This window comes from Kitasatospora sp. NPDC057936 (assembly GCF_042887525.1).
Taxonomy (GTDB): domain Bacteria; phylum Actinomycetota; class Actinomycetes; order Streptomycetales; family Streptomycetaceae; genus Kitasatospora.
The window spans coordinates 12,775-38,238 of sequence record NZ_JBHVPD010000039.1; the positions used below are offsets into that span (position 1 = coordinate 12,775).

Annotated in this window: 22 protein-coding genes and 2 tRNA genes; 8 read left to right on the forward strand and 16 right to left on the reverse strand. The window is 71.3% G+C overall.

Going from position 1 to position 25,464, the window contains the following annotated elements; all coding sequences use genetic code 11:
- Nucleotides 1-122: 122 nt before the first annotated feature.
- From pth to ACFVU9_RS21160, 5 genes are all read right to left on the reverse strand, one after another.
- Nucleotides 123-704, reverse strand: a complete 582-nt coding sequence (gene pth / locus ACFVU9_RS21140; protein ID WP_380444301.1) for an aminoacyl-tRNA hydrolase — start codon at nucleotides 702-704, stop codon at nucleotides 123-125.
- Between the two features lie 113 nt (nucleotides 705-817).
- Entirely contained in the window at nucleotides 818-1,405 is a 588-nt protein-coding gene (locus tag ACFVU9_RS21145; RefSeq protein ID WP_380444299.1) for a 50S ribosomal protein L25/general stress protein Ctc, read from the reverse strand.
- A 282-nt stretch (nucleotides 1,406-1,687) separates the two neighbouring features.
- Nucleotides 1,688-2,665 (reverse strand): ribose-phosphate diphosphokinase, encoded by a 978-nt coding sequence (locus tag ACFVU9_RS21150; RefSeq protein ID WP_380444297.1) that lies wholly within the window; start codon nucleotides 2,663-2,665, stop codon nucleotides 1,688-1,690.
- A 204-nt stretch (nucleotides 2,666-2,869) separates the two neighbouring features.
- Entirely contained in the window at nucleotides 2,870-4,324 is a 1,455-nt protein-coding gene (gene glmU, locus ACFVU9_RS21155; RefSeq protein WP_380444296.1) for a bifunctional UDP-N-acetylglucosamine diphosphorylase/glucosamine-1-phosphate N-acetyltransferase GlmU, read from the reverse strand.
- A 155-nt stretch (nucleotides 4,325-4,479) separates the two neighbouring features.
- Nucleotides 4,480-4,550, reverse strand: a tRNA-Gln gene (locus ACFVU9_RS21160).
- A gap of 294 nt (nucleotides 4,551-4,844) precedes the next feature.
- Here ACFVU9_RS21160 and ACFVU9_RS21165 point away from each other — a divergent pair.
- Entirely contained in the window at nucleotides 4,845-5,828 is a 984-nt protein-coding gene (locus ACFVU9_RS21165; protein WP_387595350.1) for an acyl-CoA desaturase, read from the forward strand.
- Between the two features lie 191 nt (nucleotides 5,829-6,019).
- The gene (locus ACFVU9_RS21170) at nucleotides 6,020-6,622 is read left to right on the forward strand and encodes a TetR family transcriptional regulator (RefSeq protein ID WP_380444292.1); all 603 of its coding nucleotides are present in this window, start codon (nucleotides 6,020-6,022) and stop codon (nucleotides 6,620-6,622) included.
- Nucleotides 6,623-6,659: 37 nt separating this feature from the next.
- Here the strand turns inward: ACFVU9_RS21170 and ACFVU9_RS21175 are convergent, their stop codons facing one another.
- Nucleotides 6,660-7,517: a methyltransferase domain-containing protein gene (locus ACFVU9_RS21175; protein WP_380444290.1), complete on the reverse strand. Its 858-nt coding sequence runs from the start codon at nucleotides 7,515-7,517 to the stop codon at nucleotides 6,660-6,662.
- A 111-nt stretch (nucleotides 7,518-7,628) separates the two neighbouring features.
- Between ACFVU9_RS21175 and ACFVU9_RS21180 the strand changes: the two genes are divergently transcribed.
- Nucleotides 7,629-8,126, forward strand: coding sequence for a MarR family winged helix-turn-helix transcriptional regulator (locus ACFVU9_RS21180; RefSeq protein ID WP_380444288.1), 498 nt, complete (start codon nucleotides 7,629-7,631; stop codon nucleotides 8,124-8,126).
- A gap of 54 nt (nucleotides 8,127-8,180) precedes the next feature.
- On the opposite strand, the gene ACFVU9_RS21185 is transcribed toward ACFVU9_RS21180, so the two are convergent.
- From ACFVU9_RS21185 to ACFVU9_RS21205, 5 genes are all read right to left on the reverse strand, one after another.
- Nucleotides 8,181-9,116 (reverse strand): LuxR C-terminal-related transcriptional regulator, encoded by a 936-nt coding sequence (locus tag ACFVU9_RS21185; RefSeq protein ID WP_380444286.1) that lies wholly within the window; start codon nucleotides 9,114-9,116, stop codon nucleotides 8,181-8,183.
- Nucleotides 9,117-9,443: 327 nt separating this feature from the next.
- On the reverse strand, nucleotides 9,444-10,406 hold the full coding sequence (gene galE, locus ACFVU9_RS21190) for a UDP-glucose 4-epimerase GalE (protein ID WP_380444284.1): 963 nt from the start codon (nucleotides 10,404-10,406) through the stop codon (nucleotides 9,444-9,446).
- Between the two features lie 175 nt (nucleotides 10,407-10,581).
- Nucleotides 10,582-11,250: a LuxR C-terminal-related transcriptional regulator gene (locus tag ACFVU9_RS21195; RefSeq protein WP_380444282.1), complete on the reverse strand. Its 669-nt coding sequence runs from the start codon at nucleotides 11,248-11,250 to the stop codon at nucleotides 10,582-10,584.
- Between the two features lie 168 nt (nucleotides 11,251-11,418).
- A tRNA-Thr gene (locus ACFVU9_RS21200) sits at nucleotides 11,419-11,494 on the reverse strand.
- Nucleotides 11,495-11,611: 117 nt separating this feature from the next.
- The gene (locus tag ACFVU9_RS21205; RefSeq protein ID WP_387595356.1) at nucleotides 11,612-12,082 is read right to left on the reverse strand and encodes a winged helix-turn-helix transcriptional regulator; all 471 of its coding nucleotides are present in this window, start codon (nucleotides 12,080-12,082) and stop codon (nucleotides 11,612-11,614) included.
- Nucleotides 12,083-12,229: 147 nt separating this feature from the next.
- Between ACFVU9_RS21205 and ACFVU9_RS21210 the strand changes: the two genes are divergently transcribed.
- Complete coding sequence (locus ACFVU9_RS21210; RefSeq protein ID WP_359968111.1) at nucleotides 12,230-12,826, forward strand: flavodoxin family protein; 597 nt, start codon at nucleotides 12,230-12,232, stop codon at nucleotides 12,824-12,826.
- A gap of 30 nt (nucleotides 12,827-12,856) precedes the next feature.
- Here the strand turns inward: ACFVU9_RS21210 and ACFVU9_RS21215 are convergent, their stop codons facing one another.
- Complete coding sequence (locus ACFVU9_RS21215) at nucleotides 12,857-14,173, reverse strand: MFS transporter (protein WP_380444276.1); 1,317 nt, start codon at nucleotides 14,171-14,173, stop codon at nucleotides 12,857-12,859.
- Nucleotides 14,174-14,335: 162 nt separating this feature from the next.
- Between ACFVU9_RS21215 and ACFVU9_RS21220 the strand changes: the two genes are divergently transcribed.
- From ACFVU9_RS21220 to ACFVU9_RS21230, 3 genes are read left to right on the forward strand one after another with little or no spacing between them, the layout of a single operon-like run.
- Nucleotides 14,336-14,797 carry a WXG100 family type VII secretion target gene (locus ACFVU9_RS21220; protein WP_387595360.1) on the forward strand — a complete coding sequence of 154 codons (462 nt, stop codon included), beginning with the start codon at nucleotides 14,336-14,338 and terminating at the stop codon, nucleotides 14,795-14,797.
- A 9-nt stretch (nucleotides 14,798-14,806) separates the two neighbouring features.
- Nucleotides 14,807-17,032: a hypothetical protein gene (locus tag ACFVU9_RS21225; RefSeq protein ID WP_380444272.1), complete on the forward strand. Its 2,226-nt coding sequence runs from the start codon at nucleotides 14,807-14,809 to the stop codon at nucleotides 17,030-17,032.
- Entirely contained in the window at nucleotides 17,025-17,708 is a 684-nt protein-coding gene (locus ACFVU9_RS21230; protein ID WP_387595364.1) for a hypothetical protein, read from the forward strand. The genes ACFVU9_RS21225 and ACFVU9_RS21230 overlap by 8 nt, the downstream gene beginning before the upstream one ends.
- A gap of 162 nt (nucleotides 17,709-17,870) precedes the next feature.
- On the opposite strand, the gene mycP is transcribed toward ACFVU9_RS21230, so the two are convergent.
- The 3 genes from mycP to ACFVU9_RS21245 form a co-directional block, all read right to left on the reverse strand.
- Nucleotides 17,871-19,196, reverse strand: coding sequence for a type VII secretion-associated serine protease mycosin (mycP, locus tag ACFVU9_RS21235; RefSeq protein WP_387595367.1), 1,326 nt, complete (start codon nucleotides 19,194-19,196; stop codon nucleotides 17,871-17,873).
- Between the two features lie 101 nt (nucleotides 19,197-19,297).
- Entirely contained in the window at nucleotides 19,298-20,905 is a 1,608-nt protein-coding gene (locus tag ACFVU9_RS21240) for a WXG100 family type VII secretion target (RefSeq protein WP_387595370.1), read from the reverse strand.
- A 4-nt stretch (nucleotides 20,906-20,909) separates the two neighbouring features.
- Nucleotides 20,910-21,347, reverse strand: a complete 438-nt coding sequence (locus ACFVU9_RS21245; protein ID WP_387595373.1) for a hypothetical protein — start codon at nucleotides 21,345-21,347, stop codon at nucleotides 20,910-20,912.
- Between the two features lie 319 nt (nucleotides 21,348-21,666).
- Here ACFVU9_RS21245 and ACFVU9_RS21250 point away from each other — a divergent pair, with 319 nt between their 5' ends.
- Complete coding sequence (locus ACFVU9_RS21250) at nucleotides 21,667-23,514, forward strand: FUSC family protein (RefSeq protein WP_387595376.1); 1,848 nt, start codon at nucleotides 21,667-21,669, stop codon at nucleotides 23,512-23,514.
- A gap of 5 nt (nucleotides 23,515-23,519) precedes the next feature.
- Here the strand turns inward: ACFVU9_RS21250 and ACFVU9_RS21255 are convergent, their stop codons facing one another.
- Nucleotides 23,520-25,337, reverse strand: coding sequence for an ABC-F family ATP-binding cassette domain-containing protein (locus ACFVU9_RS21255; protein ID WP_387595379.1), 1,818 nt, complete (start codon nucleotides 25,335-25,337; stop codon nucleotides 23,520-23,522).
- Between the last annotated feature and the right edge of the window lie 127 nt (nucleotides 25,338-25,464).

Here is a 25,464-nt window from a genome sequence, read left to right on the forward strand (position 1 = left end):
GCGTACCGGGACCGACGCTATCCGATCGCGCACGGGGTTCTCACACCTATTCAGGTGTGGAACGTCAAGCGTTGTACGACTGTTGCCGACCCGGCGCGTCGCCTCGACCCCCGGTCACGCCGTCAGGAGTTGTACGTCCCCTGCGCCCGCTCCAGGCCCTCCGACAGCAGGGCCTCCACCGCGTCCGCCGAGCGGTCGACGAACCACTCCAGCTCCTTGCGCTCGGCACCGGAGAAGTCCTTGAGGACGAAGTCCGCGACCTCCATCCGGCCCGGCGGGCGGCCGATGCCGCAGCGGATCCGGTGGTAGTCGGGCCCGAGCGACTTGGTGATCGACTTCAGGCCGTTGTGCCCGTTGTCGCCGCCGCCGAGCTTGAGCCGCAGCGCCGCGTAGTCGATGTCCAGCTCGTCGTGGACCGCCACGATCCCGGCCGCCGGGACCTTGTAGAAGTCGCGCAGCGCCGTCACCGGACCGCCGGACAGGTTCATGAACGACATCGGCTTGGCGAGCACGACCCGCTTGCCGACCAGCCGCCCCTCGGCGACCTGCGCCCGGCTCTTGTGCGCCTTGAACTTGGCGCCCATCCGCTGCGCCAGCAGGTCGACCACCATGAAGCCGATGTTGTGCCGGTTCCGGGCGTACTGCTCGCCCGGGTTCCCCAGCCCCACGACCAGCCACGGCCCTTCGTACGCTTCTTCCGCCATGTCCCTACTCCTCGCCCTCGCGCTCCACGCCATCTTCCCGGACACACCGCTGCCCCGGCCGCTCCAGAGGGAGCGACCGGGGCAGCGGTCTCAAGCAGTCGTCAGCGCGAGGCTCAGGCCTCGGCGCCCTCGGCCTCGGCGGCCTCGTCCTCGGCCGGGGCGGCCTGGGCGCCGATGACCTGCAGCACGACGGCGTCGGCGTCGACGGCCAGGGTGACGCCGGCCGGCAGGACGATGTCCTTGGCGTGGATGGAGGCACCGGCCTCCAGGCCCTCGACCGAGACGGTGACGGACTCGGGCAGGTGGGTGGCCTCGGCCTCGATCGGCAGCGCGTTGAGGACGTGCTCCAGCAGGTTGCCGCCCGGGGCCAGCTCGCCCTCGGTGAGGACCGGGATCTCGACGGTGACCTTCTCGCCGCGCTTCACGAGCAGCAGGTCGACGTGCTCGATGGTGCGCTTGATGGCCTCGCGCTGGACGGCCTTCGGCAGGACGTACTCGTCCTTGCCCTCGATCGGGACGACCAGCAGGGCGTTCGGGGTCTTGAGGGCCATCATCAGGTCGTGGCCGGGCAGGTTCAGGTGAACCGGGGCGTGGCCGTGGCCGTAGACGACACCGGGGACGAAGCCGGCGCGGCGGGCGCGACGGGCGGCACCCTTGCCGAACTCGGAACGGGTCTCAGCGGCAAGGCGGATCTCGGACACGACTGCACTCCTCGTGAAGAACGGCGCGGGGGTGCAGGCAACGCGAAAAACCGCCGGGACCACACCCTCAGTACGTTGGGGGTCACTCGGCGGCAACGACCTCTGCCAGGGTCCGGGGAACCGGCACCGGCAGCGCGTCGATCACGGAGCGGGCACCCGTCGAGCGGGCACACGGCATCCCTCGCCGAGCAGTTTCACGAGTCTAACCGCACCTGTGCCCTCCCGCGAAATCGACGGCGGCCCCGGCCCGTTCCGGACCGGGGCCGCCTGCGCGGGCCTTCGTCAGTGCACGCCCTCGAAGAGGCTCGTGACCGAACCCTCCTCGAACACCTCGCGGATCGCGGCGGCGATCGACGGGGCGATGGACAGCGTGGTGATCTTGTCCAGCTGGAGCTGGGCGGGGGTCGGCAGCGTGTTGGTGAACACGAACTCGCTGACCCGGGAGTTCTTCAGGCGGTCCGCGGCCGGGCCCGAGAGCACGCCGTGGGTGGCGGCGACCAGGACGTCCGCGGCGCCGTTGTCGAACAGCGCGTCGGCGGCGGCGCAGATCGTGCCGGCGGTGTCGATCATGTCGTCGACCAGGACGCAGACCCGGCCCTTGACGTCACCGACGACCTCGGCCGACAGGATCGTGTTGGCCTGGGTCATGTCGCGGCGCTTGTGGATGATCGCCAGCGGCGCGTCCAGGCGGTCGCACCACTGGTCGGCCACCTTCACCCGGCCGGCGTCCGGCGAGACGATCGTCAGCTTGTCGCGGTCGACCCGCTCGCCCACGTAGTCGGCCAGCAGCGGCAGCGCGAACAGGTGGTCGACCGGGCCGTCGAAGAAGCCCTGGATCTGCGCGGTGTGCAGGTCCACGGCCATCAGGCGGTCGGCGCCGGCCTGGCGCAGCAGGTCGGCGACCAGGCGGGCCGAGATGGGCTCGCGGCCGAGGTGCTTCTTGTCCTGGCGGGCGTAGCCGTAGAACGGCAGGATCGCGGTGATGCTCTTGGCGGAGGCCCGCTTCAGAGCGTCGATCATGATCAGCTGCTCCATGATCCACTGGTTGATGGGAGCCGTGTGGCTCTGCATCACGAAGCAGTCCGCACCGCGCGCGGAGTCCAGGAAGCGGACGTAGATCTCGCCGTTGGCGAAGTCCAGGGCCTTGGTCGGAACCAGCTCGGTCCCCAGCGCCGCGGCCACCTCCTTCGCCAGCTCCGGGTGGGCACGGCCGGAGAAGAGCTTCAGCTTCTTCTCGCCCGACGTCGTGATCCCGCTCACTGCACCGTCTCCTCGCGTTTGCGGACGCTGAACCCCGACCATCCAACGCGAGCAGGCGCAGCCCGCACGCAAGATGGGTTCGGGGAATGTCGGTACGCCTGGACACGGGCGGTAAGCCCAGTGGCGCACGTATGTCCCCAAGGTTACGCGCCCGCGCAGAAACCGTCCGCCCCGGGACCGCCCCTCGGACGCCCGCGCGTCCCGTCAGGCTTCCGCCGCCCCGTCCGTCGCAACCTTCGCGGCCTGCGCCGATGCGGTCCCGGGGCGCTTGCGCTCCACCCAGCCCTCGATGTTGCGCTGCTGCGCCCGGCTCACGCCGAGCGCGCCCGGCGGAACGTCGGAGGTGATGACCGAGCCGGCCGCGGTGTAGGCGCCGTCACCGATCGTGACCGGTGCGATGAACATGTTGTCCGAGCCGGTCCGGCAGTGCGCGCCGATGACCGTGCGGTGCTTGTTGACGCCGTCGTAGTTCACCGTGACCGAGGCCGCGCCGACGTTGGTGCCCTCGCCGATGGTGGCGTCGCCGATGTACGACAGGTGGGGCACCTTGGCCCCCTCGCCGAGCTCGGAGTTCTTGACCTCGACGTAGGTGCCGACCTTCGCCTTGCGCAGCAGCTTGGCGCCCGGCCTCAGGTAGGCGTACGGGCCGGCGCTGGCCAGCTCGCCCACCTCGGCTCGGTCGGCCGTGGTGTTGCTCACAACGGCGCCGGCGCCGACCCGGGTGTCCCGCAGGGTCGAGTTCGGGCCGACCTCGCAGCCCTCGCCGAGGTGGGTGGCGCCCTGCAGCTGGGTGTTCGGCAGCACGACGGCGTCCGCCTCGTACGTCACCTGGACGTCGATCCAGGTCGTCGCCGGGTCGACCACGGTGACGCCCTCGCGCATCGCGCGCTCCAGCAGGCGGTCGTTGAGCAGGCGGCGGGCCTGGGCGAGCTGCACGCGGTCGTTGATGCCGAGGATGTCCCGCGGGTCCTCGGCCACGACGGCGCCGACCCGGTGCCCGGCCTCGCGCAGGATCTGCAGGGTGTCGGTCAGGTACTCCTCGCCCTGCGAGTTGTCCGTGGTCAGCTCGGCCAGCGCGGCGGTCAGCAGCTTGGCGTCGAAGGCGAAGACCCCGGAGTTGATCTCGGTGATCAGGCGCTGGGTGTCGGTGGCGTCCTTCTCCTCGACGATCGCGGCCACCGAGCGGTCCTCGTCGCGCAGGATCCGGCCGTAGCCGAACGGCTCGGGCACCACGGCGGTCAGCACGGTGACGCCGTTCTCCTGCTCGGCGTGCGCCCTGGCCAGGCGCCGCAGCGTCGCCCCGGTCAGCAGCGGCGAGTCGCCGGCGGTGATGATCACGGTGCCGTCCAGTACCACGCCGTCGGCGGCGAGCGCCTCCAGCGCCGTGCGCACCGCGTGCCCGGTGCCGTTCTGCTCGTGCTGGACGACCGGGCGGGCGGCCGGGTAGTGCGCCGCGAGGTGCTCCTCGACCTGCTCCCGCTGGTGGCCGACGACGACGACCAGCTGCCCCGGCGTCAACTCCTGCGCCGCCGAGACGGCGTGACCGACCAGCGTCCGTCCGCACACCTCGTGCAGCACCTTGGGCAGCTTGTTCGACTTCATCCGTGTCCCGCCACCGGCGGCAAGAACGACAACGGCGGCAAGCGAATTGGCACCCATGCGGGGAGGCTCCTCGGTCGGTTCACAGAGAGGGCAGAGCGGCCAGGGGCGAGGATCCGCACATAAGCCCTGGCAGTTCGAGGATAGTGCGAGGAAAGTGGCCGAAAAGCCACCCCCTGGCCCGCCGCAATACCGGGCCGGGGCCGCTCAGAGTGCTCCCGGAGGAGGATTCGAACCCCCATAAGCTGGACCAAAACCAGCTGTCCTGCCCTTAGACGATCCGGGACCGGCACGCCGGCCCGAAGGTCGCCGGAGGCGCGCTGGGGCAAGACTACGGGGTATGCGGCTCCACATCTACCTCCATGGCCGACCCGCGCCCGCCGCCGCGCGGTCCGTCTCCGGCGCGTGTGACGCTCCACCACCGGGACGGCGGTTCATCCATCCAGTCGGGTGAATTCACTCAAGCGCCGTGCGGCGGTGTGTTCCCTTCGCCACGGAACGCAACCTACGATGCCGTAGGTTACGGCACCGTAGCCTTCCCACCCCCGCCCGCAGAGGGCCCCCGTCGAGGGACGAGAACATGACCATCCAGGCCGGTGAGGCGCGCGCCGGTTCCACCGCGCCGCCCAGCGACTCCTCCGAACCGTCCCCCGCGATGCTGTCCGCCACCCGTGGCGGGGAGCGCCAGGGCTTCGCCGAGCGCCTCGCGCTCGCCCTCTTCATCGTCGTGCCGTTCACGGCCCTGCTGGCGGCCGTCCCGATCGCCTGGGGCCGCGGCCTGGGCTGGACGGACGTGGTGGTCACCGTCGCCATGTACTTCCTCACCTGCCACGGCATCACCGTCGGCTACCACCGCTACTTCACCCACGGCGCCTTCAAGGCCGGCCGCCGGATGCGCCTCGCCCTCGCCGTCGTCGGCAGCCTCGCCGTCGAGGGCCCGCTGGTGCGCTGGGTGGCCGACCACCGCAAGCACCACCGCTTCAGCGACAAGGATGGCGACCCGCACTCGCCGTGGCGCTACGGGGAGAGCCTGCCCGCGCTTCTGAAGGGCCTGTGGTGGGCGCACATGGGCTGGATGTTCGACGAGGAGCAGACCCCGCAGCTCAAGTACGCGCCGGACCTCGTCAACGACCCCGCGCTGCGGCGGATCTCCCGGCTGTTCTGGCTCTGGACGTCGATCTCCCTGCTGCTGCCCGCGCTGGTCGGCGCGCTGGTGACGCTGTCCTGGCAGGGCGCGCTGTCCGCGTTCTTCTGGGGCTCGCTGGTCCGGGTCGCCCTGCTGCACCACGTGACCTGGTCGATCAACTCGATCTGCCACGCCGTCGGCCGCCGCCCGTTCCGCTCCCGGGACCGCTCGGGCAACGTCTGGTGGCTGGCCGTGCTCTCCTGCGGCGAGTCCTGGCACAACCTGCACCACGCCGACCCGACCTCCGCCCGGCACGGCGTCCTGCGCGGACAGATCGACTCCTCGGCCCGGCTGATCCGCTGGTTCGAGCTGGCCGGCTGGGTCCGGGACGTCCGCTGGCCGGACGCACAGCGGATCGCCGCCCGCCGCGCCGCATGAGGGCGCGCTTCCAGCATGATGTAGGGGTGAACGGGAGCAGCGCAGACAGCACAGGCGGTCACGACGGCACGCGGACGGACGCGGCGCCCGGAGCGGCGCAGGCCCGTCCGCGTGCCGCTGCCCCGGCGGACGGGGCCGCGCCCCGGGGTGCGGCCGCGGCGGGGCCCCGCCGCCGCGGCGGGCGGGTGCGGATGACCGGCAAGCAGCGGCGCGAGCAGCTGCTGGAGATCGGCCGGACGGTCTTCGCGGAGCGCGGCTACGACGGCACGTCGGTGGAGGAGATCGCCGAGCGGGCCGGGGTCTCGAAGCCGGTGGTGTACGAGCACTTCGGCGGCAAGGAGGGGCTGTACGCGGTGGTGGTGGACCGCGAGATGCAGCTCCTGCTGGACATGGTCACCGGGGCGCTGACCGGCGGGCACTCGCGCGAGCTCCTGGAGCAGGCCGCGTTCGCGCTGATGGACTACATCGACACCTCGACGGACGGCTTCCGGATCCTCGTCCGGGACTCGCCGGTGGCCCAGTCGACGGGCACCTTCGCCTCGCTGATCAGCGACATCGCGACGCAGGTGGAGGACATCCTCGGGCTGGAATTCAAGTCCCGCGGGTTCGACCCGCGGCTGGCCCCGATGTACTCGCAGATGCTGGTCGGGATGGTCGCGCTGACCGGGCAGTGGTGGCTGGAGGTCCGCAAGCCGGACAAGGCGCAGGTCGCGGCGCACCTGGTGAACCTGGCCTGGCACGGGCTGGAGGGCCTGGAACGGCACCCGAACCTGGTCGGCGATCGCAAGCTCTGACCGGCGGGTCGCCGGCCGGGTTCCGCGCCCCGCCCGCCTACCGCCTCGTCGCGACCGCGAAGATCCGCCGGAACGGGAAGACCGTGCCGTGCGGCCCGGCCGGGTAGGCCTCGCGCAGGAGCGCCCCGTACTCGGCGAGGAAGGCGGCCCGCCGCTCCGGGTCGGCGAGCCGGGCGAGCACGGGCCGCAGGGCGGTGCCCTTCGTCCATTCCAGAACGGGATCCGGGCCGGTCAGCAGCGTGCTGTAGGTGGTCTCCCAGACGTCGGCGGCGCAGCCGGCCCCGGCGAGCACGTCGAGGTACCGCCCGGGCTCGTGGACGCCGGCGCGGGTGGCGTCGTCGCCGAGGACGTCGGCCCAGCGCGGACTGCGGCGCAGCCCGGCGAGCAGCGTGTGGCTGGGCGCGTCGAAGTTGCCCGGCACCTGGAAGGCGATGACGCCGCCGGGCCTGAGCGCCTCCGCCCAGCGCGGCAGGAGCGCCAGGTGGCCGTCCAACCGTCCCTCCTCGCCCGCCTTCGGCGCGGAGGGTCCCCGTCGGGGCCGGCGCTCCTCCGCGTTGATCCATTGCAGGGCCGCGTTGGAGACGATCAGGTCGGGCCCGGCCGGGGCCGGGTCGTACTCCGCGGCGTCGGCGAGGACGTACGCGGCGCTCGGCTCGCCCTGCGTACGGGCGGTCTCCAACATCGGGGCGGAGTTGTCGACGCCGGTGATCCTGGCCTGCGGCCAGCGCTCGCGCACGACGGCGGTGGAGTTGCCGGGCCCGCAGCCGATGTCCAGGATCGTCGCGGCGGGCTCGTGCGGCAGGGCGGGGACGCGGGCGAGCAGATCGCGCAGCGGGCGCGTCCGTTCGTCGGCGAAGCGCAGGTACTGGGCCGGGTCCCAGGCAGGAGCGGGCATGGCACACCTCGAAAGTATCTCGACATCAAGATATCTGCTTTTAGCCTCGCTGGCACATTTCTCGATGTCAAGAGACTTCACATCGACACATCCACCGATACACTGATCGTCATGGAGGACGAGGTCGACAGGCTGGTCGCAGCATGGCGCCGGGAGCGCCCCGACCTCGACGTGGAGCCGCTTGAGGTGCTCAGCCGGGTCAGCCGGCTCGCCCGGCACCTGGACCGCGCGCGCCGCACCGCCTTCGCCGAGCACGGCCTGGAGCCCTGGGAGTTCGACGTCCTGACGGCCCTGCGGCGCGCCGGCTCCCCCTACCAGCTCTCGCCCGGGCAGCTGCTCACCCAGACCCTCGTCACGTCCGGCACCATGACCAACCGGATCGACCGGCTCACCGGCAAGAACCTGGTCAAGCGCCTGCCCGACCCCGACGACCGCCGCGGCGTCCTGGTCCGCCTGACCGACGACGGCCGCGACCGCGCCGACCAGGCCCTCGCCGGACTGCTCGCCCACGAGCGCGAACTCCTCGCCCAGCTCACCGCCGGCCAGCAGGGCGAACTCGCCGGTCTGCTGCGGCTGTTGGTCGCCCCCTTCGACAACATCCCGGGCTGACCGGCGGACCGGCCCGCCGCCGCGGCCGCCGGCTCCGGCCGGGTTCGGCTCGTCTCAGCTGGTGGAGGCGACGGACGGCGGCGCGGCGGGCTCCGCGGGACTGACCCCCGCCCGGCGGGCGACCGCGACGGCGGCCAGGGTCGAGTGCACGCCGAGCTTCCCGAGCACGTTCTGCATGTGCGTGCGGACGGTGTGCGGGGACAGGTAGAGCCGCTCGGCGACCGCCTGCCGGCCCAGGCCCGCGACCATGCAGCGCAGGATCTGCTTCTCGCGCGGGGTGAGCGTGTCCACCAGGCGCTCGCTCTCGGTGCGGTCGCGCCGGGCGGTGGTGAGCTCCCGGATCACCCCGGTGAGCAGCGCCGGCGGCAGGTGCGTCTCGTCGCGCAGCACCCCGCGCACGACGGCGAGCAGCCGCGCCAGCGAACTCTCCTTCGCCACCCAGCCGGTGGCGCCCGCGTGCAGGGCCCGGGCGGCGCGGTGCGGGTCGTCGGCGGTGGCCAGGACGATCGCGCGCAGCCCCGGGTGGCCGCGGCGGACCCGGCCGAGCAGCGTGATCCCGTCCGGCGGCGGGGCGACCGGCCGCAGCTGGTCGGTGCGCACGTGCTCGGCGCGGACGTGCTCGGTGCGCTGGGGATCGGGCCGCAGCGGATCCGCCGAGCGTCCACCCGGACCCGTCGGCGGCACGGCCGGGCGGCGCGGCGGCGCCACCACGGGGGGCGGGCGCCGGCGGGCCGGGTCGAGCGGCTCGGGACCCGCGCGGACGGGCTTGCGCGGGCCCGGCGGCACGGCCGCCTCGGAGCCCAGGTCGGCGTCGATCAGGACGACGTCGAAGGCCCGCCCCTCGACGGCGGCGCGCTCCAGGGCGCGCTCGGCGGCGGCCGCGCTGCCCGCCGCGCCCACCTCGACGTCGGGCTCGGCGGCGAGCGCCGCGGCCAGGGCCTCGGCGAAGATCCGGTGGTCGTCGACCACCAGGACGCGGATCCGCCCCATCGTCACTACCCCCCTGCTCAGACCGGCCCGAGCCCGGGGCGGGGACCGGCCCCGGCGCCCGCGGATGCGGCACTCCGTTCCGCCCGCCCACCGGTGGCCGGCGGGGCCGAACGCGCGCCACCCCCAACCGGTACCGCATTCAGCGTACGGGCCTGGGGACGCGCTCGTGGCGGTTTGGTGAAGTTTCGTCAGGAGGTGCGCACGTGACTGGATTCGATCCGTCCGCGCCACTTTCCGACCGGTGTCGCGGGGGCGTCCAGGAGAACGCCGAGGCGCCGCCCCGGGAGGTCCGGGGCGGCGCCTGCGGTTCCTTCGAGCTCGGCCCGCTTACAGGCCGTTCTTCTCCAGCGTGAACTTCCAGGCGTCGGCGACGATGTCGTCCAGGTTCGGACGGCGCGGCGTCCAGCCGAGGGCGTCGTGGGCACGCTCGGCGGAGGCCACCAGCACCGCCGGGTCGCCGGCGCGGCGCCCGGACACCTGCACCGGGATCTCGCGGCCGGTGACGCGCTTGACCGACTCGATCACCTCGCGCACCGAGAAGCCGCTGCCGTTGCCCAGGTTGCAGATCAGGTGCTCGCCCGGCTTGGCGGCGTCCAGCGCCAGCAGGTGCGCGTCGGCCAGGTCGGCGACGTGGATGTAGTCGCGGATGCAGGTGCCGTCCGGGGTCGGGTAGTCGTCGCCGTACACCGCGATGTGCGGGCGCTGGCCCAGCGCGGCCTGGAAGACCAGCGGGATCAGGTGCGACTCGGGGTCGTGCCGCTCGCCGTAGGCGCCGTACGCGCCGGCCACGTTGAAGTAGCGCAGCGACACCGCGGCCAGGCCGTGGGCGACGGCCTCGCTGGTGATCAGGTGGTCGACGGCGAGCTTGGTGGCGCCGTAGGTGTTGGTCGGCGCGGTGCGGGCGGTCTCGGCGATCGGCACGACCTCCGGCTCGCCGTAGGTGGCGGCGGTCGAGGAGAACACCAGCTTGCGCACGCCGGCCTCGCGCATCGCGCTGATCAGCTCCAGCGAGCCGGCCACGTTGTTGCGCCAGTACTTCTCCGGGTCCACGACCGACTCGCCGACCTGCGAGGAGGCGGCGAAGTGCAGCACGCCGTCGAAGGAGCCGTCCAGCACCTTGCCGGCCTCCTGGATCCGGCCCTCGACGAACTCGGCACCGGCCGGAACGCCCTCGCGGAAACCCGTCGAGAGGTCGTCCAGGACGGTCACCTGGTGCCCCGCCTCCAGCAGGTGAGCGGCCACCACACTGCCGACGTAGCCGGCGCCACCCGTGACCAGGTACTTACTCATGATGAGACCTCCAGCGGGCGATGGCCGCCGGATCGGCGGGGCCATCGGAAACGTGCGAACGACTGGCGCCTATTCTCCCTGCCCTCCGGGGGTGCTCCGGACCAGGGTCCGCGGCCCCCGCGACCGCCCGCGGCAGCTCCCTCCGGTGCCCTTCATCGCCCTCCGGCGCACGCCTTCAGTCGGAGGCCATCCGCTCCAGCAGGCCGGTCCTGGCGGCCACCGCCGCCGCCTCCAGCCGGGTCCGCGCGCCCAGCTTCATCAGCACCCGCTGGACGTGCGTCCGGGCCGTGCTCGCGGCGATCCGCATCCCGGCGGCGATCGCCGCGGTGTCCTCGCCGTCCGCGATCCGGGCCAGCACCTGCACCTCACGGCGGGTCAGCAGGCGCAGCAGCCGGACGGCTTCGTCGTCCGGCTCGGCGGCCGGCCGCAGCAGCTGGTCGAAGGCGCCGCGCAGCACGTCCACGGCCACCGCCGCCTCGCCCGCCCGGGCCCGCCCGATCGCCCGCTCGACCACTTCGATCCGCTCGTCGCTCGGCACGTAGCCCGCCGCCCCGGCCGCGAACGCCCCGGCCACACCGCGCAGTTCACCCACCGGGCCGAGCACGATGACGGCCACCTCGGGCCGCTCCCGGCGGATCCGGCGCAGCCCGTCGAACGCGCCCGGCTCGGCCGGCGCGGCCACGCCGAGCAGGCACACCTCGGGCCTGCGCCCGGCCACCAGGTCGGCGGCCACGCCCGCCGGCGAGCCGACCGCGAGCACCCGGTGACCGCGCAGCTGGAGCGCGGTCGCGAGTGCCTCGGCCAGCAGCCGGTGGTCGTCGACCACCACGAGTCGAACGCCCATGACGCCCTCCCGGTCGGGGTCCGGCTCGCGCCCGCTCCCCACGGGCGGGCGGCCGATGACGCACCATCACAGCGCATTCCGTACCCGACTCGCTAGGCCACCGCGTGTCGGCGGCCCGGCCGGGCCGGGAACGCGAAAGACCCCCGCCTTCAGGCGAGGGTCTTCGAGTGGAGCCCCCATGCGGAATCGAACCGCAGACCTTCTCCTTACCATGGAGACGCTCTACCGACTGAGCTATAGGGGCTTGCCGGACGTTTCCGCCGGGCCGGTCGAACAAGGAAGACATTACACGGCCGTCGGCCCGGAAGGGAAATCGGCTCCGACCTGCCCCCTCCGCCCCCTCCGCCCCCTTCCGTCGCCCTCACGCCTCGGCGTGCGCCGCGTCGAACACCTCGCGGGCCGCGAGCATCTGCTTGGCGCGGCGCTCCGTCCAGCGGCCGAGCGGCGAGACCAGTTCGGCCAGCTCCCGGCCGAGCGGCAGCAGGTCGTAGACCACGCGCGGCGGCGTCTCCGGGTGGACCGTGCGGCGCACCAGGCCGTCGCGCTCCAGCGTGCGCAGCGACTGGGTGAGCATCTTGCGGCTGACCCCGCCGATCCCGCGCTGGAGTTCGGAGAACCGCTGCGGGCCGCAGAGGGCCAGGCTCATCAGGATCAGCAGCGACCACTTGTCGGCCAGCTCGGCGAACATCTCGCGACTGGGACAGAGCTGGGCAAAGACGTTGAGCTCCAGCTCCTCCCGCTGCACGTGCTCCTGGGATCCCTGGGGCTCCCGGGAGTCCCAGGACTCCCGGTGCCACCCGATGTCGGCGCGGGCCGTTTCCTCCGTCGTCATGACACCCAGGGTAGCTCCGTCGGTCTCCAATCCCCCCTTGGTAACCATTGGAGACTTGGTCTATATTGGAGACCAAGCGGGCCGAGGCCCGTCGTCCCCTTCCTTCTTCGTCCCCCGGGCCACCGCCGCCCGTACAGGAGTGCCCGCATGACCGCCATCCGCCCCACCGTCGCCATCGCCTTCCACTCCGGCTACGGCCACACCGCCGTCATCGCCGAGGCCGTCGCCCGCGGTGCCGCCGCCGGCGGTGCCGAGGTCGTCTCGATCGCCGTCGACACCATCACCGACGAGCAGTGGGCCCAGCTCGACGCCGCCGACGCGATCGTCTTCGGCTCCCCCACCTACATGGGCACCGCGTCCGGCGCCTTCCACGTCTTCGCCGAGGCCACCAGCAAGCGCTGGTTCGGCGACGTCTGGCAGGACAAGGTCGCGGCCGGCTTCACCAACTCCGCCTCCAAGAGCGGCGACAAGGCCGGCACCCTCGGCTACTTCCAGACCCTCGCCGCCCAGCACGGCATGAACTGGGTCAACCTGGGCCTCAAGCCCGGCTGGAACGCCACCACCGCCAGCGAGAACGACCTCAACCGCCTCGGCTTCTTCAGCGGCGCCGCCGCCTCCTCGCCGGCCGACGCCGGCGCCGAGGCCGTCCACAAGGCCGACATCGCGACCGCCGAGCACCTCGGCGAGCGCGTCGCCAAGCACACCGCGGTCGTCCTGGCCGGCCGCGCCGCCCTGGCCGGCTGACCGCGCCGCACCTGCCGCACCGCCTGTCGGCTACGCCGCCGGATCCGTCCCCAGCAGGGGCGCCCGGCGGCGTTCGCCGTCCACCGACCCCAGCTCCGCACCGCACGTCTCCGGCAGCAGCCGCAAGCACAGCACCGCCACCACGCCCAGCGCCGCCACGTACCAGCCGACCAGCTCGGCCGTCCCGTACGCCGCCGTCAGCCGGGTCGCCACCAGCGGCGTCAGCGCCCCGCCGACCACGCCGCCCAGGTTGTACGTCAGCGCCGCGCCCGTGTAGCGCACCCGGGTCGGGAACAGCTCCGGCAGGAACGCCGCGACCGGCCCCAGCAGGGCACCCAGCACCACCATCGCCCCGGCCAGCGCCACGAACATCAGCGGCCGGCGCGCCGTCTCCAGCAGCGGGAACTCGACGAGCGACCAGGCCGTCGCGAACACCGTCGCCCACAGCATCGTCCGCCGCCGGCCCCAGCCGTCACTGCGCCCCGCGGTCGTCCACCCGGCCGCGCCCATGCCCACCGCGCCCACCAGCAACATCGGCAGCAGCACGGTGCTCGGCACCCCGAGACCGGTCGCCGCGTACGCCAGCGCGTACGTCGTGGTCAGGTAGAACAGCGCGTACCCCACGGTGATCACGCCACAGCCCACCAGCACCGTGCGCCAGTGCCCGCGCAGCACCTCCGCCACCGGCAGCCCGGCCCGGCCCGCCTCCTGCCCGCGGAACAGCGGAGACTCCTCGACCTTCAGCCGGATGAACAGCCCGACCGCGACGAGCGCGAGCGAGGCGACGAACGGGACCCGCCACCCCCACTCCCTGAACGCCCGCTCGTCCAGGCCGAGTTGCACCAGCAGGAACACCCCGTTCGCGAGCACGAACCCGACCGTCGGCCCCAGCTGCAGGAACGCCCCGTACCGCCCGCGCCGCCCGGCCGGCGCGTGCTCCGCCAACAACAGCGCAGCCCCACCCCACTCCCCGCCGAGCCCGACCCCCTGACACACCCGCAACACGACGAGCGCCACCGGCGCCCACCACCCCCACACCCCGAACCCCGGCAACACCCCCACCGCCGCCGTGGCCACCCCCATCAGCAGCAGCGACACCACCAGCGTCGTCTTCCGCCCCAACCGGTCCCCGAAGTGCCCGAACACCACGGCCCCCAACGGCCGCGCCAGGAACGCCACCGCGTACACCGAGAACGCCGCCAACAGCGCCCCCACCGCCCCCAACCCCGGGAAGAACACCGCCCCGAAGACGAGCGCCGCCGCCGTCCCGTAGATGAAGAAGTCATAGAACTCGATCGCGGTCCCGATCAGAGCCGCAGCCGCCGCCCGCCGCACTTGCACACCCATGCCCCCAACCCTGCCCGCCCCACCCACCCCACCCCCAGCCCCCACCCGAGTGACCCCGGCGCACGACCCCATCCCGCGCGCCCCGTGGCAGACTCGCAGCGACGAAGTGGCGACACTCCGCGCACGGTGGAGGTCGTTCAGCCCACTCCTGAGGGGGGATTGATGGTTGATCTGGACTTCGAGCGCCGAATGAACCCGTGGCTCTTCGACAGCTCCGGAAAACTGACGGACGCGGCCAGGAAGCAGTTTCCCGACCTGGCCGCCGTCGAGTCCGGAGCGCCGGCGCCGGTCTACACACCGAGCGCCCCCGCGCCCGGAGCATCGGCGCCGACCGTAGCCGTCAGTCCGGAGGCGCTGAGGCGTGCGGCAACCAACAGCGACACCCTGAAGACCAAATTCGGGCAGGCGTGCAAGCAGCCCACCACGCACGCCTCCGCGGCCTCCGCGCAGCTCCCGACCAGCTGGGCGCTGCGCGCTGCGATCACCAGCGCGGCCGGCGTCTGGACGGACCAGGTCAGGACCCTTGAGGATGCGATCGGAAACGTGGCCGGGAACTTACGCCTCAACGCCGACCGGTATGCGCAAACGGATCAGGCGAATACCCGCGCGTTCGGAAAGGGCTGAAGCACCGGCATGAAGTTCGAAGAACTGAGGAACGCGCAGGTGACCGGCCTTGACACCCTGGCCGGCGAGTTCGAGGCGATGCTTCGGCAGTGGAACTTCTCCTCCGAGCTGACCGGCGACATCATCACGCCCTTGAACGGCTCGGGCTGGCGCGGATTCGCGGCCGAGACCGCGGCTGAGAACATCACGAAGATACGCAACGAAATCGACGCGGCCTTCGAGGAGGCCAGCGGCATCGCCCAGACCCTCCGTGATGCCCACACCGAGATCACCGCCGCAAAGGCCGACCTGGAGGCGGCGATCCGATCGGCAACCGACCAGAAGCTGACGGTCGACAACGACGGAACCGTCCACTGGCCCCCGGCGACGACCCCGGAGGAGAAGAAGGACCCCGACTACACCGGGGCCTACCGCCAGAAGGCCACCGACGCCGCCGACGCGATAGCCAAAGCACTGTCCCGGGCCGCCGAAGCGGACGCCGCCGCAGCAGCCGCTCTCGCAGCGGACACCGGCACTGACCGGAAGGCGTTCAACAAGAAGCCGGTGGGCGGCGTCTCCGAGCAGGAGGCAAAGCAGGCAGTGGACCTGATGCGTCTCGGGGACAAGGCCACGCCCGCACAGATCGCCCAGCTCGACGCCCTGCTGAAGGCGCACTCCAGCGGCTCGCGGTTCGCCACCCTCTTCCTCGACTCCATGGGGCCGGACGGTTTCCTCAAGTCCTTCGGCGCGATGGCCGAGTACAGCGGCTACTACGGCAACGACGCGACGAAACGGGCCCTGGCCGATATGCAGGCCAATCTCGGCCTCACCCTCGCAACGGCAACGGACGGGGCCAAGCAACCGCATCTGTCCGACGCGTGGCAGGCGGGACTGCGCAAGGCTGGAGCCAGCCAGTACCAACTGCTCCCGGACCAGCTCCAAGGCGGCAACCCGTACGGCTACCAGATCCTCTCCAACATCCTCCGGACCGGCACGTACGACCAGCGCTTCCTCAACCCGCTGGTCGAGCACATCACCCAGCTCAGTGCAGCGAATCCAGGCCGTTGGGAGGACGCCGTCAGCAAGGCCAACCCGTTGGAACAGGTACTGGTCCTCGGAAAAGACGGCTCAGGCCTCAACCCGATGGCCGGCGCCCTGGAGGCGCTCGGCCACAAGCCGGAGGCGGCGACCGCGTACTTCCATGACCCGGCAACCACCTACAACGAGGACGGAACGGTCAAGGCCACCGGTCAGCCGAACACCTACCTGAAACAACTGACCGACGCGGGCTTCAACTCCCTCCTCCAGGACTTCGAGCCGGACCACCTCACTCCGCACTACCGGGCAGCGGCACATGACGCGACCGCACTCGGCCATGCGCTGGAGGCGGCCACCACCGGGCGGGCCTACGACGCGACCGACGGTCCGATGCCCACACACTCACGCGAGATGAGCGCGGTGATGAAAGACGTCGTCGATCGGTTCGGGAACACGGACGGCCCCGGGCTGCTCAAGAAGGACGGGATATTCACCACCATGGACCCGAGCTTCGGCCACATGGTGGCGTCGTACATGGGCGACGTCCAGATCGCAGTCGACCACAACAACCACTCGATGCCGACCAACGGGGACCCGGCCGGCCTCGACCAGGGCGCCACCCAGAAGCTGCTGGGGGTGCTCGGCCGGAACCCGGATGCCTTCGGCACGATCGCGCAGGCACAACAGGCCTACACGACTGCCCACCTGCAGGACGTCATGCTGCAGAAGGACAAGTACGGGGAACTCTTCGGCGAGGCCATCACGAATGCTGCCCGCCCTGGAGGCGAGGTGGCCGGCATCCTCAACGCTGTGGCAACCGATGAGGTCTACAAGCAGAAGCTGCAGGAAATGACCGACTACAACAACAGCGTCGACGAGAAGGTCGGCTGGGCCAAGCAGGTATGGACGGCTACCGCAGGCAAGGCGATAGAGGGAATCCCCGGGGCGGATAAGCTTCTGACAATTCCCACCGACAAGATATTTCAGAACATAGCGCTGGGCTACCACATCGACAGATATCCGAGCGACGCCGCCGCGGACTGCTTCAACAGCGGGAGGAACGCCGCGTCGGACGCGGCAGAAGCAGCCATCAGGGAGACGGCGAAGGGCAAGGGAATCGACCCGACGTACCTCAACGCCTTGGCCAATACGGCCGCCAACGGGGCGAAGCAGGGTCTCTCCGACGGAAGCATCCTGACAAAGGCAATCAATGCCTGACGCCCCGGAGAATCCCCTCGAAAGTGCCCCCGCAGAACAAAAAGCGGTCCGGTACCGGCAACGCCGATTGGTACTCGCGATGGTGCTGGCGCTGGTCGTCGGCGGGGGCGGCGGGCTGTGGTGGTGGGCCTCGCACGACTCGCTGAACCTGCCCGAAAGTGCCTGCTGGTCGATATTGGATCAGAATGACCTGCGTTCGCTGGCCGGTGCGGCGCGGGGGACGTACACCGTTCGTTACGGAGAGCACCGTGGGGACGAAAACTCGCTCCAGCCGGGCCTACAGAATCAGACCTGCACAGTGGAGGAGGATCACCACGTGCTCTCGGGGGTGACCGTCCGCCCGTGGGGCAAGCTCACCTACCACGATGTCTACGAAGCGAACGCGGACCCGGCGGCGAAGCGGCAGTCGGACCTCGGCCCCGACATCCAGGGGCTGTGGGAGGAACACAGCAGAATGCGGCTCGCGTTTCTTTGCGATAATCCAGCGGCGAAGTTGACACATCTCACGTACCTGGAGGTCATGGTCTGGGGAGACTCCGAACTCGTCGACCCCGAGCTGCCATCGGTTCGCCAGGCCCGCCTGAACACTGCACTGAAGACGGCCAAGACGGCCGCCAGCACGAGCGGGTGCGTGAACCCGATTCACTTCCCGGCGCAGGCGCCCGGGGTGGTCTGATTCGCACGACGGCGCGTCGCCCGGCGGCCTCTCGCTCCTGCCGCGGACCGAGAGGCCGCCGCTGCATTCGTTCGGGCGGTGAGGTCGCTGTCGTGGTCGAACTCGCGCGCCTCGATGTCGGCATCCTGAAGCGGTTCAGCCCCAACTCGGCCGCCAATTACCTCACGTACGGTTGTCCGTTGGCTTCACCGGCGACCCATCGGCTGCAACCCTGCTGGCCGCATTTCGCCACCGTGCCACGAAGATCACCCCACCCGCCACCAGTACCACTCCGCTGACCACGGCGATCGCAATCGGCAGCACCGCGCCACCCGAATCGGATGCCTTGTCTGCGATGGGCGCCGCTGCCGGAGAACTGACGTTCGTCGGTGCTGCGGGCACGGCAGCGGGTGAGGTCACCGAGGCAGAAGAGGTAGCGGCCGATGGCGAAGCCGAGGGCATCGGAGCCGTCTTGCTCGGAATCGGGTACACATCCGCCGGCCCCGGATCGCCCGGCGTGGCCAAGGCGATGCGAGGGCGGACGGCGCCATACCCGACGCTGTCGTTGCGGCTGGAACCGTCGGTCGGCTTACCAGCCGTGTTGATGAGGACCCGCAGAACCTGATTCGCCGTCCAGTCGGTGTGCACGGCCCACACCAGGGCCGCCGAGGCTGAGACCAAAGCGGTCGCAGCCGACGTGCCGTGGCCTTTGCAGTAGCCAGTAGGGTCGATACACGCCTGGACGATATCTGTGCCAGGCGCCACGAGATCAACCTGCCAACCCTGTTGAGACTCAGCCGCCGTCACCAAATTCCTGTCGACGGACCCGACACCGACGACATACGGCAAACCTCCCGGGTACTCGACCAGGTTTCCGTCCTCTGCACTGTTCCCTACGCTGGCAATCACCAACGAACCCTTGGCCACCGCACGAGCGAGTACGGCATTTAGCTTTGCCGCATTTTCGGGAGACGTCACAGCCGCAGCGACCCCCTGCGAGATGTTGATGACCTTGGCCCCCTGATCAACCGCGAAATCGACGGCCTGCCCGATCTGATCAAGAAAGACCGCTGCGGGAACCGCGTGGCCCGGGACACCACCGTCGACCTTCACGGGAAGGATTTTGGCCCCCGGCGCCAGGCCATAGGCACCTTTCCCCCCCATTCCCTTGCCAGACCCGGCAATGAGGCTCGCCATCGCCGTACCGTGACCGTCGGAGTCGTCCCCAACCCCACCCGGCAGTCCACTGAAGTCCTTACCCGGCAGAAGTTGTCCGGTTAGGTCCGGGTGATCGAACTTGAACCCGCCATCAATCACGGCAACGGTGATGCCCTGTCCGGTCGACGTATTCCACATCTCCGGAGCGTGCATCGCGTCCAGATACCACTGATCGCCACGAATGGAACCCCCGGCAGCTGCTGGAGCCACAGCCGGACCGGCCATGACGCCGACCGCCAAAACCGCTCCAGCAAGGCCGCGCCAACGCACTCTGCCGCACGTTCGCCGCATCACAACTCCTCGTCAGTCTTCGTGTCAGCCGAGGGCCGTGCCCCGGACAGGTCTGCCCGGCCCTTGGGGACAGACCAACCGGCCGGGCAGTCGCGTCAGTTCTACTCAACCACGTTCGGATTGCTAAGCGGTGTACCGCTGGTCCAGGTCTCCTCGTCCTCGTGCAGGTAGTCAGGCCTCTGGCGGCGATCCCGCTCGTTCCTCCCCGCCCCGCCCCCATGCACGCCCGGCATCATGCCGTTCTGGCCGGAGCGAGCCCCACCTTCAACAGTCGCAGTCTGCCTGCGCAGGCCAGTACCGCCGGGGGTGAACTCGCCACCAGCGGAAGGGCTCTTCCGTCCGCCAACAATCCCGCCACCGGTCGAGGTCAGGCCCCGGCCACGTGTGCCCCCGCCCGAGGCACCCATACCGGGGCCAACCGGACCGGGATGCATGCCACCCATCCCCGGCATCCCCGATACCCCTGCTCGCCCCGGCTGCGCCTCACAAGCTCCGAAGACTGTCCCGGTGGGCAGCCCTGGGGTAGCTGACCGTCCTGGAAGAGAACCGCCGCCGAAGGGAGCCGGCCTGCCAGAAGTCGAGCCACCACTCCTGCCTGGCACCGATCCACCCTTTCCTGGGTGGCCACCCGCCGGAACCGAACCGCCGATCGGGAAGGCGGGGTTACCTCCGGCCTCCGCAGCCCCGCCCGAGCGTCCGGGAGCCCCTCCCACACCATCGAGTGGCAGATTCCCGCCATCGATCGGACCGACCGGCACACTCGGGCTCAGCAGGCTTGGGACGGCTGGCAGGCTATCGAGACCCAAACCAGGACGGTCAACGGGAATCGACGGAGCTACTGCCCCCTCCTGTTCCTGCGGAGGTGGCACGCCCTCTCCACGACTCGAAGAAATCGGATCGATCCGCCCCAACGCCTCTGGCTTCTGCTGACCAACTGGCGGTTGGCGAAGCGCTTCCGAGCCGCCGCTGTAGCCGCCGCCCGGCGGGGCGTAGGCAGAACGCTGGCCACCGGCGCTCCCGCTCGGGTGGTGGACTGCACCATCGGGGTGTGTCGATCCCTCACCGCCGGGGGAGTAACCAACCAGGTCCTCCCGATGCTTGGCCCCCGGCGTTCCCGGCAGGGTCGGTTCTTCCAGCGAGTTCAGTGTCGTCGTGGCCGCGGAGTAGGCCTGCGCCAGCTTCTCCATCTGTCGGATGGCTTCCTGGCGGTCACTCTCGATCCTCGCCGCTGCCACGTCGGCCTGGGCCTTGGTGATCCAGCCTTCCTTGTTCTTCGCCATGAAGTCGTCGAAGGACTGGCCCGACTCGGCGATCTGGGATCCCACGCCGGGTGACAGGTACTGCAGCTGGTTCTTGGCGGCCGCCAGCAGACTGATCTGCTTGTTGGGAGGATCGGGAACGGCGACCTGCGCGGTGCTGAGGGACTCGCCTGCCTGCAGGAGCGCGTCGCCGGCCTTGGTGGAGTAGTCGCCGAGCAGCGTGGCGGACTTCTGCAGGTTTCCGGCCCAGGTCTTGAAGCTCTCGGCCGCCGGGCCTTCCCAACCGACGTTGTCGACGTGCGACTTGAGGGCTGCGCTCAGGTCCTTCAGGACCTGGCCGGCCGCCTGGAGTTGTACGCCGCGGTCCACCACGGTCTTCGCGTCGGTCGAGCGGACCATGTCCTTCAGCTGGGCATGGTCGTACTGCTCAAAGTTCGTGCCGTCTGCCATTTCGTCACAGCCCCTCGATGCTCTTCGACGCTGCCCCGCCTGCCCCGCCCAAGTTCGCGTGCACGGTCTTGTGCGCGTCGACCGTTGCCTGCTCGTTGCCCGCATAGCTGCCGGCCGTCTTGGCCACCGCGAGTTTCATAGCCTCGATCTGGGAGGCGAAGTCCTTGTGGAGCTTGACGAGTTGGGTGTGAACCTTGTCGTAGGCACCCATTAGAGCCGTCGCCTCCACCACATGCTCGCTGTAGGCGCCACTGATCAGAACCTTCCCCGTCAGCTTCTGCGCCTGCAGCTTGTCGGGTGCCGCTGCCGAGCCCTCCATCGTCTGCAGTAGTGCCTCGATCTTGTTGGCGAACGCCGTCAGCGTGTCGAGCTCCACCTTGACGTCCTGCTTGCCGAACGCGGACACCAGGTCCGCGACGTTGGGCGTCTCCGGTACCCCCACGGGCTGGTCCGGCTTCGGCCTGGGACCGGGCGGGACTTCTCCTGGCACAGCGAACACCTCTCCCCCGCTGCGGATGGCGGTCCGCAACACACCGTCAACTACTGAGCCTTGTAGTCACTGTCGGCAACGCCACCACCCCGACGGGTTGCCGGTACGGGTCATGCTAGCGATCGGCACCGTCAGCCTTGGTGCGCTTGGGTGCGATCGGTACGAACGGGCGGGCGGGCGCGCTCGGGCCGGTAGGATCGCGGTGTACGACCCGATCTGCCGCGCAATGTCGCACAGCAGCGACCCCTGGCCGCAGAACGGACGTGACCGCATGCCTGTCGAGGAGATCCCCGCCACCGCCTGGTGGGCCCGGGCCGTGCGGCCGACGCGGGTCGTGTTCCCGGGTGCGTTGGTGGTGCGGGCGGCTGCCGGGATGGGGGTGCCGCTCTCCGTCGGGCTCCTCGCGCACCGGCTGGATCTCGGGGTGTTCGCCGGGCTCGGGGCGATGCACGCGACGATGAACGACCGGGCCGAGCCGAACGGCTTGCGGGTGCGGCGGATCGGGACGGCCCTGCTGGCCTCCGCCCTCGGAATGCTGATCGGGACGGTGCTGCAGTACGTCCACGTCTCGCCGCTGGTCCTCGGCGCGGCGCTCACCGTCACCGCGTTCGTGTCCGGCGCCCTCAGCGCCACCGGCCCGCGCGGTTCCGCCGCCGGCATGCTGCTGCTGGTGTCGACGGCGCTGGGGAGCGGGATGCCGTTGCCGCATCCGTGGTGGGCGGCGGCGCCGATGATGCTGGCGGGTGCGGCGTTCGTCCTCGTCCTCGGGCTGCCGGCCGGTCACGTCGACGAGCGCGACCGCGCCCTGGCCGCCGCGTACGACGCGCTCGGCCGAATGCTGGCCGATCTCGGCACCCCGCAGGGTCCGGCCTCGCGCCGGGTCCTGACGGCCCGGCTGAACCAGGTGCAGGACTTCCACCCGGACCGGACCGATCCCCGGTACGAGGCCGCCCTGGCCACCTCCGAGGCGGCCACCGGCCTGCTGTGGGCGCGCCGCCCCGTCCCGCCCGAGGTCGCCGACGTCCCTGTCCGCCTCGCACGCGCCATAGAACAGGGCGGCAGCGAGATCACCGTCCCCGACTGGCGCCCCGACACCCCCGCTCGCCAGGCCCTGGACGCCGCCCTGCGCGCCGCCGCGGACACGGTGGCCGGCCGGGAGGTGGTGCTCGGCACCGCCCCCGCGCCGCCGCCCGACCCGTGGCGCATCCGGGCGCGCCTGCTGTCGCGCGGCTCGGTGGCGTACGGGCTGCGCGTGGCGCTCTGCACCGCGGTGGGTGCGGCGGTCACCGCCAACTACCCGCTGAGCAAGAGCTACTGGGTCCCGATGACGATCGCGTTCGTGCTCAAGCCGGACCTCGGCTCGGTGTTCCTGCGCGCGGTGAGCCGGTCGGTCGGCACCGTGCTGGGCGTCGCGCTCACCGCCGCCGTCGTGGGCGTGACCACCGACGAGTGGATCCTCACCGCCGTCGCCGCGCTCTGCGTGGCCCTGTTGCCGTACGCGACGGCGGCGCACTACGGGCTGACGACGGTCGCGATGACGCCGATGGCACTGCTCCTGCTGCAGCTCGGCGGGCAGAGCAGCGCGGCCGAGTTCCGGCCGCGGGTGCTGGACACGGCCCTGGCGAGCGCGATCGTCCTGCTGCTCGGTTACCTGCTGTGGCCCGAGCGCCCGCGGCACCGGATCGAGCCGCGGGTGGTCGACGCGGCCACCACGCTCCGGTCCTACCTGGACGCCGTGACGACGGCCGGACGGGCCGAGGTGTGGCTGCGCCGCACCGCGTACCGGTCGCTCGCGGACGCCCGCCTGGAGGTGCAGCAGGGCCTCGCCGAACCGCCCCCGACCGGCCGGCTCGCCGAGCAGTGGCTGCCGGCGACGGCGGCGCTGGAGCGGCTGGGCGGCGCGGTGGCGGCGTACGCGGCGCAGCTCCGGTACGGCGGGCGGGTGCCGGACCCCGCCGAGGTCGACCGGGTGCGCCGGGCGCTGGACGACCTGACCGCCGCCGCCCGTGAGCACCGCCCGCCGACGGGCCCCGCGGCCCGCCCGACGAAGCCGCACGACCCGGCGCGCAGCGCGCTGGGCCGTGCGGCGGACGAGCTCGAAGCCCTGCTCACCCCGTAGGGCCGTCAGACCTGCTCGGCCAGCTCCAGCCAGCTCATCTCCAGCTCCTCCTTCCCCTCCCGGACGGCGCGCAGCTGCGCGTCCAGCTCCGCGACCTTGGAGAAGTCGGCGGCGTGCTCGGCGAGTTGGGCGTGCAGCTTGGACTCCTTCTGGTCCAGCTTGGCGATCTGCCGCTCCAGCTTCTGCATCTCCTTCTTGGCGGCGCGCAGGTCCCCGCCGGAGAGCCCGGCCCCGGCGGCCTCCTCGACCGCGGGAGCGGCCGCGGACGCGGCAGCAGCCGCAGCGGCGGCCATCCGCGCCCGGCGCTCCAGGTACTCGTCGACGCCGCCCGGAAGCATGCGCATCCGCTTGTCGCCGAGCAGCGCGTGCACGACGTCGGTCGTCCGCTCGATGAAGAAGCGGTCGTGGCTGATGACGACCATCGAGCCGGGCCAGCCGTCGAGCAGGTCCTCCAGCTGGTTGAGCGTCTCGATGTCGAGGTCGTTGGTCGGCTCGTCGAGGAAGAGCACGTTGGGCTCGTCCATGAGCAGGCGCAGCAGCTGCAGTCGCCGCCGCTCGCCGCCGGAGAGGTCGCCGACGGGCGTCCACTGCTTGTCCTTGCCGAAGCCGAACTGCTCGCACAGCTGGCCGGCGCTCATCTCCCGGCCCTTGCCGAGGTCGACGCGCGAGCGGACCTGCTCGACGGCCTGGAGCACGCGCACCTCCGGGTCCAGCTCCGCGATCTCCTGGGACAGGTAGGCGAGCCGGACGGTCTTGCCGACCTTGATCACGCCGGAGTCCGGCTGCACGTCGCCCTCGGAGGCGTACGCGTCGCGCAGGGCGCGCAGGAGCGAGGTCTTGCCGGCGCCGTTGACGCCGAGCAGGCCGATCCGGTCGCCGGGGCCGAGCTGCCAGGTGAGGTTCTCCAGGAGCAGCTTGGGGCCGGCCTTGACGGTCACGCCCTCCAGCTCGAAGACCGTCCGGCCGAGGCGCGCGTTGGCGAACTTCATCAGCTCGGACTTGTCGCGCGGCTCCGGCACGTCGGCGATCAGGGCGTTGGCGGCCTCGATGCGGTAGCGCGGCTTGGAGGTGCGGGCGGGGGCGCCACGGCGCAGCCAGGCGAGCTCCTTGCGGGCGAGGTTCTGGCGCTTCTGCTCCTCGACGGCCTCGATGCGGGAGCGCTCGGCGCGCGCGAAGACGTAGTCGGAGTAGCCGCCCTCGTACTCGTGGACGGAGCCGCTCTGGACGTCCCACATCCGGGTGCAGACCTGGTCGAGGAACCAGCGGTCGTGGGTGACGCAGACGAGGGCCGAGCGGCGCTTCTGCAGGTGCTGGGCGAGCCAGTTGATGCCCTCGACGTCGAGGTGGTTGGTGGGCTCGTCGAGGATGATCAGCTCGGGCGAGCCGAGGAGCAGCTTGGCGAGGGCGATCCGGCGGCGCTCGCCGCCGGAGAGCGGGCCGATCACGGTGTCCAGGCCGTCGGCGAAGCCGGGCAGGTCGAGGCCGCCGAAGAGGCCTTCGATGATGTCGCGGATGCGGGCGTCGCCGAGCCACTCGTGGTCGGCGCGGTCGGCGATGACCTCGTGCCGGATGGTGGCCTTCGGGTCGAGCGAGTCGTGCTGCGTGAGGACGGCCGGTTCGAGGCCGCCGTTCCAGGTGATGCGGCCGCCGTCGGGCTCCTCCAGCTTGGCGAGCATCCGGATCAGGGTGGTCTTGCCGTCGCCGTTGCGGCCGACGACGCCGATCCGGTCGCCCTCGCTCACGCCCAGGCTGACCGCGTCGAGCAGGGCGCGGGTGCCGTAGACCTTCGTGACGGACTCGATGGTGGCGAGGTTGACGGCCACGTGTGCTGCGCTCCTGGGGGGTTCGGCGGTGCCGGGGCGGCCCGCCGTTCCCCGGCCGGGCGCCCCTCTCGGGGACGCCCCGATCTCCCCAGCCTAATGGGCCCGCCGAATCGCCCGCACCGCCGAG

What these genes read in the sequence shown, in the direction of transcription:
- ACFVU9_RS21230 (WP_387595364.1), top strand. Translation starts at nt 17,025, where the DNA reads ATGCCTGACGCCCCGGAGAATCCCCTCGAAAGTGCCCCCGCAGAACAA.
- ACFVU9_RS21250 (WP_387595376.1), top strand. Translation starts at nt 21,667, where the DNA reads ATGCCTGTCGAGGAGATCCCCGCCACCGCCTGGTGGGCCCGGGCCGTG.
- ACFVU9_RS21205 (WP_387595356.1), bottom strand. Translation starts at nt 12,082, where the DNA reads ATGACGACGGAGGAAACGGCCCGCGCCGACATCGGGTGGCACCGGGAG.
- ACFVU9_RS21165 (WP_387595350.1), top strand. Translation starts at nt 4,845, where the DNA reads ATGACCATCCAGGCCGGTGAGGCGCGCGCCGGTTCCACCGCGCCGCCC.
- ACFVU9_RS21240 (WP_387595370.1), bottom strand. Translation starts at nt 20,905, where the DNA reads ATGGCAGACGGCACGAACTTTGAGCAGTACGACCATGCCCAGCTGAAG.
- ACFVU9_RS21180 (WP_380444288.1), top strand. Translation starts at nt 7,629, where the DNA reads ATGGAGGACGAGGTCGACAGGCTGGTCGCAGCATGGCGCCGGGAGCGC.
- mycP (WP_387595367.1), bottom strand. Translation starts at nt 19,196, where the DNA reads ATGCGGCGAACGTGCGGCAGAGTGCGTTGGCGCGGCCTTGCTGGAGCG.
- glmU (WP_380444296.1), bottom strand. Translation starts at nt 4,324, where the DNA reads ATGGGTGCCAATTCGCTTGCCGCCGTTGTCGTTCTTGCCGCCGGTGGC.
- ACFVU9_RS21225 (WP_380444272.1), top strand. Translation starts at nt 14,807, where the DNA reads ATGAAGTTCGAAGAACTGAGGAACGCGCAGGTGACCGGCCTTGACACC.
- ACFVU9_RS21195 (WP_380444282.1), bottom strand. Translation starts at nt 11,250, where the DNA reads ATGGGCGTTCGACTCGTGGTGGTCGACGACCACCGGCTGCTGGCCGAG.
- pth (WP_380444301.1), bottom strand. Translation starts at nt 704, where the DNA reads ATGGCGGAAGAAGCGTACGAAGGGCCGTGGCTGGTCGTGGGGCTGGGG.
- ACFVU9_RS21210 (WP_359968111.1), top strand. Translation starts at nt 12,230, where the DNA reads ATGACCGCCATCCGCCCCACCGTCGCCATCGCCTTCCACTCCGGCTAC.
- galE (WP_380444284.1), bottom strand. Translation starts at nt 10,406, where the DNA reads ATGAGTAAGTACCTGGTCACGGGTGGCGCCGGCTACGTCGGCAGTGTG.
- ACFVU9_RS21215 (WP_380444276.1), bottom strand. Translation starts at nt 14,173, where the DNA reads ATGGGTGTGCAAGTGCGGCGGGCGGCGGCTGCGGCTCTGATCGGGACC.
- ACFVU9_RS21185 (WP_380444286.1), bottom strand. Translation starts at nt 9,116, where the DNA reads ATGGGGCGGATCCGCGTCCTGGTGGTCGACGACCACCGGATCTTCGCC.
- ACFVU9_RS21175 (WP_380444290.1), bottom strand. Translation starts at nt 7,517, where the DNA reads ATGCCCGCTCCTGCCTGGGACCCGGCCCAGTACCTGCGCTTCGCCGAC.
- ACFVU9_RS21170 (WP_380444292.1), top strand. Translation starts at nt 6,020, where the DNA reads ATGACCGGCAAGCAGCGGCGCGAGCAGCTGCTGGAGATCGGCCGGACG.
- ACFVU9_RS21220 (WP_387595360.1), top strand. Translation starts at nt 14,336, where the DNA reads ATGGTTGATCTGGACTTCGAGCGCCGAATGAACCCGTGGCTCTTCGAC.